The organism is Paenibacillus liaoningensis (assembly GCF_059609455.1).
The window spans coordinates 205,398-217,895 of record NZ_JCAALU010000002.1 but is presented as its reverse complement, the minus strand read 5'-3'; the positions used below and the strand labels follow the sequence as shown (position 1 = coordinate 217,895).

At 40.2% G+C, this 12,498-nt stretch carries 15 protein-coding genes; all 15 read left to right on the top strand.

All coding sequences use genetic code 11. The annotated features are described in order from the left end of the window. The first annotated feature begins 4 nt into the window (after positions 1-4). Entirely contained in the window at positions 5-328 is a 324-nt protein-coding gene (locus AC6B99_RS03670; RefSeq protein WP_496662778.1) for a hypothetical protein, read from the top strand. 14 nt (positions 329-342) lie between these two features. Next, positions 343-906 (top strand): hypothetical protein, encoded by a 564-nt coding sequence (locus tag AC6B99_RS03665; protein ID WP_056034262.1) that lies wholly within the window; start codon positions 343-345, stop codon positions 904-906. Positions 907-1,009: 103 nt separating this feature from the next. Continuing rightward, positions 1,010-1,300 carry a hypothetical protein gene (locus AC6B99_RS03660; RefSeq protein WP_155973082.1) on the top strand — a complete coding sequence of 97 codons (291 nt, stop codon included), beginning with the start codon at positions 1,010-1,012 and terminating at the stop codon, positions 1,298-1,300. Between the two features lie 145 nt (positions 1,301-1,445). Next, positions 1,446-2,783, top strand: a complete 1,338-nt coding sequence (locus AC6B99_RS03655; protein WP_496662777.1) for a polymorphic toxin-type HINT domain-containing protein — start codon at positions 1,446-1,448, stop codon at positions 2,781-2,783. Position 2,784: 1 nt separating this feature from the next. Further along, positions 2,785-3,267 (top strand): hypothetical protein, encoded by a 483-nt coding sequence (locus AC6B99_RS03650; RefSeq protein WP_496662776.1) that lies wholly within the window; start codon positions 2,785-2,787, stop codon positions 3,265-3,267. Between the two features lie 59 nt (positions 3,268-3,326). Further along, on the top strand, positions 3,327-6,236 hold the full coding sequence (locus AC6B99_RS03645; RefSeq protein ID WP_496662775.1) for a polymorphic toxin-type HINT domain-containing protein: 2,910 nt from the start codon (positions 3,327-3,329) through the stop codon (positions 6,234-6,236). A gap of 8 nt (positions 6,237-6,244) precedes the next feature. Beyond that, positions 6,245-6,946: a hypothetical protein gene (locus tag AC6B99_RS03640; RefSeq protein ID WP_496662774.1), complete on the top strand. Its 702-nt coding sequence runs from the start codon at positions 6,245-6,247 to the stop codon at positions 6,944-6,946. Positions 6,947-7,186: 240 nt separating this feature from the next. Continuing rightward, entirely contained in the window at positions 7,187-8,362 is a 1,176-nt protein-coding gene (locus AC6B99_RS03635) for a polymorphic toxin-type HINT domain-containing protein (protein ID WP_496662773.1), read from the top strand. A 16-nt stretch (positions 8,363-8,378) separates the two neighbouring features. Then, on the top strand, positions 8,379-8,780 hold the full coding sequence (locus tag AC6B99_RS03630; protein ID WP_494879731.1) for a hypothetical protein: 402 nt from the start codon (positions 8,379-8,381) through the stop codon (positions 8,778-8,780). A 564-nt stretch (positions 8,781-9,344) separates the two neighbouring features. After that, the gene (locus AC6B99_RS03625) at positions 9,345-9,863 is read left to right on the top strand and encodes a polymorphic toxin-type HINT domain-containing protein (protein ID WP_235533127.1); all 519 of its coding nucleotides are present in this window, start codon (positions 9,345-9,347) and stop codon (positions 9,861-9,863) included. Position 9,864: 1 nt separating this feature from the next. Further along, entirely contained in the window at positions 9,865-10,122 is a 258-nt protein-coding gene (locus AC6B99_RS03620; RefSeq protein ID WP_056034219.1) for an Imm32 family immunity protein, read from the top strand. A gap of 228 nt (positions 10,123-10,350) precedes the next feature. Beyond that, positions 10,351-10,638, top strand: coding sequence for a pre-toxin TG domain-containing protein (locus AC6B99_RS03615; protein ID WP_162241891.1), 288 nt, complete (start codon positions 10,351-10,353; stop codon positions 10,636-10,638). 375 nt (positions 10,639-11,013) lie between these two features. Then, positions 11,014-11,463 (top strand): hypothetical protein, encoded by a 450-nt coding sequence (locus AC6B99_RS03610; protein WP_496662772.1) that lies wholly within the window; start codon positions 11,014-11,016, stop codon positions 11,461-11,463. A gap of 109 nt (positions 11,464-11,572) precedes the next feature. After that, positions 11,573-11,926 (top strand): hypothetical protein, encoded by a 354-nt coding sequence (locus AC6B99_RS03605; RefSeq protein WP_496662852.1) that lies wholly within the window; start codon positions 11,573-11,575, stop codon positions 11,924-11,926. Positions 11,927-12,012: 86 nt separating this feature from the next. Further along, positions 12,013-12,432: an SMI1/KNR4 family protein gene (locus AC6B99_RS03600; protein WP_496662771.1), complete on the top strand. Its 420-nt coding sequence runs from the start codon at positions 12,013-12,015 to the stop codon at positions 12,430-12,432. Positions 12,433-12,498: the final 66 nt, after the last annotated feature.

Below are 12,498 nucleotides of genomic sequence, written 5' to 3'. Positions count from 1 at the left end.
ACGAATGTTAAAGGAAGTAAGAGCATCAGGGGGGACTATAAGAAAAGCTGATATGGGAGGAACATATGCGGTGTTTGGTGGTCATTCTATTGAAAGTGGAGTATGGTTCCGCTGGAATCCTCAGAAACTTAGGACGGTTGATATGCTTGAGGAAGTAAACCATTGGCAACAATATAAGAATGGTCTGCAAAGTGCAGGATATTCTCCAGAGGCATTAGAATTAATGGCTAAAAGAGCAATAATAAATAATTATAATTTAGATATCGGATTGAAAAAGGAATTGTTACACGATATACAAAGAGTACTAAATGGGGAATATATACAGTAAATAGGAGTGGAGAAATGTCATTTATATTATTAGAGCGTGAGAGAAAACCAATAAAATTAAGAGGGCAAAAAGTGGTACCCTCCACTATATCGGCCTTAAGTAAAAATTTATTATTAGAGGGGGAGTATGTAGGAGTAAAAAGTGGAAAAAAAGTAACAGTTATTAATATCGGAGGCAGCGGACTTATCGCTGCTCCTGAACTAAGAGATGCATACAGCATAAGCAACATAATTCCGGCTACTTTAAGCGAAGATGCAGTTCAACTTGAATGTGATGAGATTTTTGTAATTTATAAAAATATTCTAGATGTAAAGAGATACATTTTTGAAGGAATTAGCACGAAGGAATTCTGGGAAGATGTGTTCAATTCATTCTGGGTACCTAGCGATTATTATATTGGGAATAAAAGACTTGGAACTGGATGGATAAGGATTTCTACAAGAGAAATAATACTTATAAATGGTTCGATCCCAAAAAATGAGAATTTACAGATTATCTCAATGAAATCAATTTTTAACTCAAAAAGTAATTTGATTTTGGAAAATATATCTGAAATCGGTTTTGAAACTATCAAATAGGATTATTTAAGAGGAGGTATAGGATTAGATGGGGGCACAGAGGCAAAGAATATGTCCATTTTAAGCAAGTTTGAAAAAGGATGCTTTGGAGTTGAGGATATAGTTGATAAATTCCAAGTTTAAACAATGGTTGCAACTGGCGGCGATTGTTAAAGAGACATATCCTAATGTTCCTAAATTCAAATGTCCAAGCTGTAGTAGTGGAAATATCAATTTTGAATATATCGGAGATGCCATTAGGAGGAAGGGCTATTTTTTAATATGGTGTAATGAATGTTTAGAAGGTATACTCATTTCAAGAATTGAAATTCCTGAGAAAGCTACAGTGATCCCATTTGGAGCAACGCCTGATCAAACATCACATATACCTAATTATACAAAAGTTTTGCCTTAAAATTTATGTAGCTAAGTCCCTTTTAGTAGACACTGAATAAGAGCCTAAACTAAAGCTGTTTCCGGTACTCAAACGGAAACGGTTTTTTCATTCCCAATCATTTTAAAGCCTGATGACCGTCGTGGAAGCAGAGTCGCTCTAACGGATGACAACGGATACGTATGAATACGGGCCGTATAGTGAACAAATCCGTCATATGGGGACGACAGAGCAGCCGTTCCAATATAATGGACGGGATGGCGTTGCAACGGACGCAAACGGCTTGTACCATATGCGTGCGCGTTATTACAATCCAGAAATCAAACGTTTCATCAACTTGGATGTATTGACAGGTTCGATCATCGATTCGCAAACGCTGAACCGCTATGCGTATGTGAATGGCAACCCGATATCCTATGTCGATCCGTTTGGCTTAAGCCGTGATGGTGACTCTGCATGGCTGCAAGGCGGAAGCTTCCTTGCTGATCTCGTGCCATGGGTAGGCACGGTGAAAGGCTTCAAGCAGGCATTTACGGGTAACAACTATATTACCGGCGAACATCTCTCGGCGGGAGATCGTTGGGGAGAAGGAATCGGAGCAACGCTGAGCATTATTCCGATTCCGGGTCTGAAGCATGCTGGTAAATATGGTACCAAGGGTGTCATTTGGGCGGGTTCGAAGCTGAAGAATATTTTTGGTGAAGATACAGTTAAAACGACGAAAAAACTCGTCTACGAATGTAACTGCTTTACAGCAGGAACCAAGGTTCTCACAGACGAAGGGGAGAAACCTATCGAGGAAATCGAGGTAGGGGATAAGGTTCTCTCAAAAGATGACGAAACCGGAGAAGTGGCCTATAAAGAGGTTGTAGGGCTGTTCCAGAAACAGGCTGAAGAAATCTATTACGTCCACATCGGGGATGAAATCATCGAGGTCACAGGCGAGCATCCATTCTGGCTTGATGGCAAGGGTTGGACGTTTGTTAAAGACTTGAAAGTCGGCGACTTGCTTGTTTCGAGTGACGGCACTAAACTGGCAATAGACAAGATTGAAAAAGAGTCGCGTGAGGCAACGGTTTATAACTTTGAGGTTGAGGACTTTAATTCTTATTTTGTTTCGAATCTGGGGATTTGGGTTCATAATTGTGAAATTAGTAGGACTTTTGTTGATGATATGGATGCATCAGAAGCGGCTAGATATCAAAGGTATTGGGAGCAGGATATAAATCCAGTGTATAAGGGAGCACCAAACACAAGAGAAAGAACATATACTGTGCCTAGCACGCGGAGCATTACAGACCAAAAACTAAGTAATACAGGCGAGTTATACAAGAGAGAAACGATTTATGATCAGTTTGGAAGAAGGATTGGTAATAACGACTATACAAACCATGGGAAACCACATCACCATGCAAGTCCTCACCATCATCCAAACCCATGGAAAAATCCTACACAACACGGTCCTAATATTCCGGGTCTTCATCCTGATACTCCGAGGTGGTAGTATGATACCAATTGCTCACTATCTTTTTGCAATATCTTTTAGTGGTTATTACAAGAAGCAGGATTGGCAAAACTGGGCTGACCAACGAATTTTAAGAAATACGCCAGTAGAAGATTGGTTAATTAATATTTCATTTGCAAATAGTATCGGAATGTTAAGCAACGCACTTAGTGATCTATTAATTTTAGAGAGGTACAAGATGGAAAACAGGACTCCTTCTAGTGATGCAATAATTGGGTATTTTTATCTAATGTATCTAGACGGCAAGTTATCGTTTCAAGATTTATTGTTGAAGTCTGGTGATGAGGCAGATGGTGGGGAAGGTGCATCTGTTGAATGTGAAGAGTTTTATGCAATTATTAATGCTTTAGAAAGGGATAAAATACTTTTGGAGGACACTGATTTTCAAAAAAAAATATCCCGTTTATACGAACCATTTAGAAAAATGGCTATGCTCCAAATAAAAGAATTAGAAAATTATTGACAACACATCAACCTTGATTGACTTCATGTCTTTCAAGGTTTCTTTTTCGTGTAGAACTCATGATGATGAGGGAGTGTGAACTCGTTTATGATGCAGTCGGCAATGTGCTGACTCAGACGAATGCAGAAGGAGAAAGTGTTCGTTATGTGTATGATTCCCTCTATCGTCTTGTAGAAGCCTATAATGCGGACAATACCAAGGTCTACGAGGTTGTCTATGATGCGAAGGGTAACCCGGTCACGATTAAGGATGCGCTGAATCATTCGCAAACTTATGTGTACGATGAACTCAATCGCCTTGTTGAAACGATTGATCCGATGAATCGTTCTACTACTTTCGCGTATGACGACCTGAGTCGTTTGACGACCGTAAGCGATGCGCTTAAAGGTGAAGCAAGTCGCAGCTACGATTCATTAAGCCAAGTCATCGGTTACTCCGATCCGAATCAGAATGCGGCAGCGTATACGTATGATTTGGCAGGAAGATTAATTGGCGAAACGAATGCAGCTGGCGAAACATCGACTTACACGTATAATGCTTTAGGCTTGCCGGATGTGGAGACCAATGGTCGCGGACTTTCGACGACCTATAACTATGACGCAGCATCAAGACTTAGCAAGTTCGTTGATCAGGCTGGTGAAGTCAGCTATACGTATGATGCGAACGGCAATATAACCGCGGTAACGGATGGGCAAGGCAAAGCCTTAACGCGTGTATTTGATGAGCTGGACCGTGTCGTGCAATATACGGATGAGTTTGGCAATGTCATCCAATACAGCTATGACGCAGCAGGCAATATGACGCTGCTCACCTATCCAGATAACAAAACCGTTACCTACACGTATGACCGTGCGGGGCGCATGACGAGCGTCACCGATTGGAACGGCCGCGTAACAGCTTACAGCTATGATTCCAATGGCCGTCTTGCATCAACGCTTCGACCTAATGGCACAACGGAAACCAGAACGTACGATGCGAAGGGTCAATTGTTGACGATTAACGACATTGGCTTGGACAGCAGCATTATTCTTTCGTATACGTATGGCTATGATGCGGTGGGTAATGTCATCAGCGAAAATGGCGGTCCAACCGTCACTGACAGTGTATATTTGGACGGATTAAGTGTAGGCGAGAACGTATACGGCAATGTGTTGGGCAGTGTATACGTACCGGGGGATGCTGCTGGCTTGCAGCCGGATCCAGCAGAGATGCAGCTTCCGCCGGGCATGAGCAACACGGAAATGACGTACACGGCAGACAATCGTCTGGCGACCTATAACGGGAGCGCAGTCGTGTATGATCAGGATGGCAACATGATCACCGGTCCGCTTGCTGGCAGCATGCAAAGCTACAGCTACGATTCGCGCAACCGACTAATGGAAGCAGGCGGCATCAGCTATGGCTACAATAGCGAAAACGTACGTACCTCCGTCACCGTAAACGGGGTAACGACTCGTTATGTCGTAAATCCGCAAGCCGTATTATCCCAGGTGCTGATGGAGACAGATGGGCAAGGCAATCCGACGGCGTATTATGTGTACGGTCTCGGATTGATTGGCCGCGAGGCAGCGGATGGAAGCTATGCGACGTATCATTATGACCGTCGTGGAAGCACAGTCGCTCTGACGGATGACAACGGCGTGATAACGGATACGTATGAATACGGACCGTATGGTGAACAAATCCGTCATATGGGGACGATCCAGCAGCCGTTCCAGTATAATGGACGGGATGGCGTTGCCACGGATGCAAACGGCTTGTACCATATGCGTGCGCGTTATTACAATCCAGAAATCAAACGTTTCATTAACCGGGATGTGCTGACAGGTTCAATCAGCGATTCGCAAACGCTGAACCGTTACGCGTATGTGAATGGCAATCCGATATCCTATGTCGATCCATTTGGCTTAAGCCGTGATGGAGACTCTGCATGGCTGCAGGGCGGAAGCTTCCTTGCTGATCTTGTGCCATGGGTAGGCACGGTGAAAGGCTTCCAGCAGGCATTTACGGGTAACAACTATATTACCGGCGAACATCTCTCGGCGGGAGATCGTTGGGGCGAAGGAATTGGAGCAACGCTGAGCATTATTCCGATTCCGGGTCTGAAGCATGCGGGTAAGTATGGTACCAAGGGTGTCATTTGGGCGGGCTCGAAGCTGAAGAATATTTTTGGTGAAGGTACGGTTAATACAACCAAAAAAATGATTAACGCATGTAATTGCTTTACAGCGGGAACCAAGGTTCTCACAGACGAAGGGGAGAAGAATATCGAAGACATTGAAGTCGGAGATAAGGTTCTTTCTAGGAATGAGGAGACTGGAGAACAGACATATAAAGAGGTAACGGCTACGTTCAATCACGAAACAGATGAGATTTATCAGATCCATGTAGGTGACCAAGTGATTGAATCGACCTTTAACCATCCGTTCTATGTAGAAGGTAAAGGGTGGACGTTCGTCAAAGACTTAAAAGTTGGAGACTTGCTTGTTCAGAGCGATGGAAATACACTCAAGATAGAAAGCATTGAATTGGAACATAGGCAGGCTACTGTTTACAACATGACGGTGGATGAGTTCCATACCTACTTTGTTAGTGATCTTGGGATTTGGGTGCATAATACTGGTTGTGACCTACCACCTGTATTAAACTCGCAAATGATAGATTTCGCAGTTAGTAATACAAGTAGGCTTCAACATGCATACAAGCACGGAAAAGATTTTGGGTGGACAAGCAATTGGAATAAACAGGTGGGACAGCAATTTGGAAACTATGTCAGCGGTCTATTATCAAACTCAACCAAATCATTTGATAATATGCTTGGTCAAGATGCAGTTAAAGGTTATTTTAGTGTTGATTCAAACGGTTATAACATGGCAGTTTACATTTATAAAAATGGGCCAAATGCCGGACAAGTTGCTACTGTAGTAAAATTAGGCGATCAACAAATGATAAAATTTGGATTGAATTGAGGTGGACTATGAATTTAGGTAGTGGTGAGTATTTAATGATTAGCACATCGCTAAGAAGCCCATATAAGGTTGATGGGATAATAACATTTCTAACGGAAATAACGATGAATTACTCTGTAAAGTATAAAGAAATGACTTTGTTGAAAATAGCTCCTGATTTAGTGAATTATGAAGTGGTTTGGGAAGGGGTAGAAGATACTACAGTAGATTTTTCATTCGATTTATTAAATGATTACGTTTTTTCATCTCTTGATTTGTTGTTTGAGAATCTAATTCCTGCTAGGATAAATGTTATGTTCTTGGATGGAAAATCATATGAAGTTTCGATATCGTTTAATTTTACTGAACTATTGGAAGAAGAAAAAGATGAGAAGTTAAAAAAGGAAAGATGTGACTTCATTGAGAAAATTGCTTTAATTTTATTTAGATGCCTAGGTCCGATATATGGGGTTTTAGGAGTTGAGAGAAGTGTCTCTTCGCTAAATGATATTTCAGAGGGTTTATTTACACTACCTAGTGACAAGGTATTTTTTAATAATTCTCGCATTCTAAATAAAGAAAGACTTTATGAAATAATCAACGGTTCAAATTATATCCAGGAAATAGAGAATTTAGGTGTATATTTTAGAATGTCAGATGTAGATGATTTTTACTTTGTTGAAAGCGAAGAACTTCGTATTAAATTGGCTAATCTTATTAAACTGAATTAATTATTACTGACAAGACCTTGAGGGGAACATCTCCTTCGAGGTCTTTTTTTAACCCACCCGGTATCTAATGAATCGGGAGGCTGAGTCTAAACGAACGTAATCCTCATCTGCCCCGTATAATATTCCTTTACTATGGGGGGAGTGAAAAATTAAATCTTGTTTTTCTCCGCAACTACCTGTACATATGAAACGATTTTTTAGGGTGTAAGGACAACCTGGTAACGTGTCATTAACCGGGATGTGCTGACAGGTTCGATCAGCGATTCGCAAACGCTGAACCGTTACGCGTATGTGAATGGCAACCCAATATCCTATGTCGATCCATTTGGCTTAAGTCGTGATGGTGACTCTGCATGGCTGCAAGGAGGTAGCTTCCTAGCCGATCTCGTGCCATGGGTAGGCACGGTGAAAGGCTTCCAGCAGGCATTTACAGGTAACAACTATATTACCGGTGAACATCTATCGTCGGGAGATCGTTGGGGAGAAGGAATTGGAGCAACGCTCAGCATTATTCCGATTCCGGGTCTAAAGCATGCGGGTAAGTATGGCACCAAGGGTGTCATTTGGGCGGGCTCGAAGCTGAAGAATATTTTTGGTGAGGGTACGGTTAAAACAACGAAAAAACTCGTCTACGAATGTAACTGCTTTACAGCAGGAACCAAGGTTCTCACCGACGAAGGGGAGAAACCTATCGAGGAAATCGAGGTAGGGGATAAGGTTCTCTCTAAGGATGACGAGACCGGAGAAGTGGCCTATAAAGAGGTTGTGGGGCTGTTCCAGAAACAGGCTGACGAAATCTATTATGTCCACATCGGGGATGAAATTATCGAGGCCACAGGAGAGCATCCATTCTGGCTTGATGGCAAGGGATGGACGTTTGTTAAAGACCTGAAAGTCGGCGACTTGCTTGTTTCGAGTGACGGCACTAAACTGGCAATAGACAAGATCGAGAAAGAGTCGCGTGATGCAACGGTTTATAACTTTGAGGTTGAGGACTTTAATTCATATTTTGTATCGAATCTGGGGATTTGGGTTCATAATTGTGAGATTCCAAGGATGGGTGGAGCTGATGACTTTGCTAATGAGCCTTTTTTACCTGATGAGTATTATAAAAATAATTATGCTCCAACGCAAGGGGCTCCGGGGACTAGAATTGATTTTAGCCGCTTAGGTTCTAGTGGACAGATTGAGAATTCTAGAGTCATTTATGACCAAGCAGGGAAACAAAAGTATAGAATTGATTATAGTGATCATGGTAACTCTGCTCACCACACAAATCCACATATGCACGAGTACATCTATCAAGATGCAGGGAGAAATGCTAAGGAACTTAAATATTTTGTAGAAAAATCAACAGAGAGATTAAGATTGGGGAAAATTAATAAATCAACAAATAAAATAGAATTTATTGACTAACAAGGAGGGATGCTATTTGCAATATATTAATAATTACAGTATAGTTACTGAAAAGTTGAATGCTCTTGGTTCTTGGATGTATGAGGAAATAATTGCGGTTAACTATGATATTGACATTGATTATGAAGATAATCATATTACGACACTTGATTTGTTTTTCTTTCTATCGGTTATAGAAACGAAACAACGTTTCAGATTGAAAGTTAGGTATCATAATGTTTCCGAACTTTCATTAAGAAAAGTCACAAATATATATTTAACAGACAGTTTGATAATACATGATAAAAAAGAACAAGGTTGGGATAGTAATCAAAGATATCATGTTCATGATGATAGCGGATATGGAGAAAACGATGGGTATAACTTCATCAATTTTCACTGTAGTTCCATTGAAGCTATTTCATTGGAAGAGTTCTAATTTGACTAATCTCTCGGAGGTCTTTTTGGATGGGGCTACCCAGTGCCGAATGAACGCATCATTCAACCAATAACACAGCTAACACAGCTAACACAGCTAACACATCTAACCCATGTAATACACGCATAAAGATTTCTTGAAATTGTTGTGAGCACATCAATACTTTACTTTTTTAACCTTAATAACGCTATACCCTATACCGATACATCAAACAGGTCGAACATGGTGAGATACTACCATGATTGACCTGTTTTTTGTTAACTTCGTTTTCTAATAGGATATTCAAAATGCTACACAATTGTAGAATAAGCCGCCCCGATAGGGAGGATGAAAAGGCAAAGCATCTTTTGAGATAGATAGCCTGACCATTAATATTGTTAGGACTTATCTGCAAATTGTCCACAACGAATGGGCTACTTGCCGCGATAGTTATTGTGAACGAACAATTTGGTGACGACCAGTTGACATAAACAGGTGACGTATGCGTACGAAAATCAGGGCCGTCTCCTATCCGTAATTGATACGGAGGGACAAAAAACCGTCTATGCGTATGATGCAGCTGGAATGCTATTGCTCTTTAACCATCCGTTCTATGTAGAAGGTAAAGGGTGGACGTTTGTCAAAGACTTAAAAGTTGGAGACTTGCTTGTTCAGAGCGATGGCAATACACTCAAGATAGATCGCATTGTATTGGAACATAGGCAGGCTACTGTTTTCAATATGACGGTGGATGAGTTCCATACCTATTTTGTTAGTGATTTTGGGATATGGGTGCATAATACTGGTGGCGGAACTTGCGAATTTGTTAAAACTGCTAGCTACACACTTATAGATGGAATGAAAATGAAAACTAATGATGTGTTATCAGCAGCTGAAGAGTTTTTAGAAAAAGGTTATAAAGATTTGGGGAATGGACGTCTTATGTCCGAAGATGGTATACGTGTTGTTAGAATGGGGGATACAGATATTCTAGGCAAACATGGTGGAGGGCCGCATATGAACTTTGAAACCCTTGCTCTTAATCCTAGTAAGCCACGGAAAATGATGGTTGTTCAAAATCTGCATATTTATCTGGAGGAATAATGTGAATATTGAAATTAACATACCAAATTATCGGAAAGAAGAAGGTATAAAGTTTGTTTGGGACGACAACTTTACAATCGAGTCTTCAATTGAAGGTAGCATTATTACCATTAAAGCGAATGAAGCAGGTCTACGATCCTTAGCTAGGCAGTTACTAACCCTTGCACAACCAGAAGTTCCGTCAGGAAATCATATGCATTACGATGATCTTAATTCTCTGGAAGACGGTTCTTGTGAGTTAATAATTGAAAAAATTTAATGATGAAAGGGCTCGATTGTTAACTTGTACTCATAGATTGGATTTTAGAAAAAGTATCTAGGCTAAGGTGTCCTTATAGTGGGAATTAAAAAAGATGTAGATTTATCCGATGGTCATGCCCTTATTTATTAGTCACTGAAAAATAGCAAGGACTAAGGCTGTTTCCGGAAATCAAGCGGATGTAGCTTTTTTCCAATTGTTCAATGGCTAGTGATGGATGCGGCAAACATGCAAGGCGGAAGCTGCCTAGCTGATCTCGTGCCATGGGTAAGCACGGTGAAAGGCTTCCAGCAGGCATTTACGGGTAACAATTATATTACTGGCGAACATCTCTCGGCGGGAGATCGTTGGGGCGAAGGAATCGGAGCAACATTGAGCATTATTCCGATTCCGGGTCTGAAGCATGCGGGTAAGTATGGTACCAAGGGTGTCATTTTGGCGGGTTCGAAGCTGAAGAATATTTTTGGTGAAGCGGATGAACTAGTTACAGTATATCGGGGACAGATAACTATTTAGAGAATTTAATATATGATGAAACAGGACATTTATTAAGTGACGCCACCCGAATAGCATATAGTGAAACTGGTAGTTTAGATAATGCATACAAAGCTTCCAAAGCTATACATGATGAATGGCTCAAAATATGGTACAACAATATGAATGATTATATTCAAGCTCATGGTGCATTCGGCACAGATTTGCCAAAAGCCTTTAAAATGGATAGGACATTGATGTCTGTCACTACTGATGAGAAGATTGCCAAGTATTTTGCAAATGATGGAAAAGTATACGAGGCTAAATCCCGAAATCCCAGTTACTACCTCAAACAATACCGGGGTCTACAGAAAATGAGTTCTTAAATAAATTTGGTATAGGAGGTATTATTCCAAAGTGAACCTTAATAATGAGTTAATTGCTCAGCAACAGATTGATAATCAACTAATATATATTTTAGATACAAAAGCTTTTAAACTTCTGGTAAACAATTCTGTTATTGAGGGGCAGAGGATTGGTGCATTAGACATGGTTTTTAACATGATGAATTTCGTACAAAAATATAGCTTGTTTTCTCTTGCATTTTATCCATTAGGGGATCAGAACAAGTGGATGTTTTGTTTATTACTCAATATGAATATCAAACTACAAAGGGTTCAAATTGAGAATGTGCAGTGCCAAGAGTGTAATTGGTTCGGAGTTATTGCGAACCCGACAATTCCAGAGTTGTATTATGGTTGTCCGGATAGATGGGAGGCATTGGATGAGGCTCATAAAACACCAAGAGTTAATTGCCCTAACTGTAGCAGCTCATTACCAAGACATTCAATATGGGCAAGTAGCTGATGATGAATTTTTTGGAGCGTTTACAAGGACATAGAAGTTTGTATTCTTTTTCGTTTGGAACTATGTATCTTTGGGAGCAAATATTACTGGATGGGATGGTAACTATATCATGCAAATAAAATTACCAAATACTTCTCAACTGCCAAAGGATTTTAAATATCCGGATGCTTTTTTAATGACAGTTAGACTTAATTTAGTGGATTTTGATATATGGAATGTAATGAATGAGGATCAAGTTCTTCAAAGATTGAAGGGAGTGCAAGAGAGATATCCAAATAGATTATTAATCCCCTTCGCCCGGAGGATTGATAATGATGATATTGCTTGTTTTGAAGTAGGAAAAACTGAAGAAGTACAGATTGTTCATGATTTTTCATCCCCTGGTTACGAACAGCGCAAGTCATATATTACATTTTGGGATTGGTTTAAAGATGCAATAGATGAAATGATTGATTTTGAATAACAAAGCAGAATGATCTATAAACGATATTAACTGAAGAAAATGAATATATAATTAACGGATTTTATAACGGTTGGAGTGGATTCTTAATGGTCACTTGGACAACAGTTTATAAGGAAGCAGATATTGAAAATGTTAAGATTGTTGAGGAGAGACTTGCTATACATTTTCCTCAAGACTATCTGAATTATACAATCAAATATCAAGGTGGCTATCCATCTCCTTCAAATATTATGGTGGATGGAAGAGGTAGTATACAATTTATTTGCTTATTGACGTTCTTGGTATTTGATGAATTCGATATTCTTGAGAAATATAATTCAGTGAAAAAACATATTCCATATGGCTTAGTACCATTCGGGCTAGGGGAGGACGAACACCTTTTTTGCTTCGATTATCGGGCAGGCAGTATACCTTCGGTATCTTTATGTAAGTCTGATTCAGATAGTGGAATAGAAGAAGTACATGTTTGTAATTCATTTAGTGAGTTGATCTGCAAATTCTATTAGTTCTCTGCCCTAAGGAGGCAGTCCCCTCAGTATCTTTGAGAGACAGAAGAGCAAGGGAGTGGATGG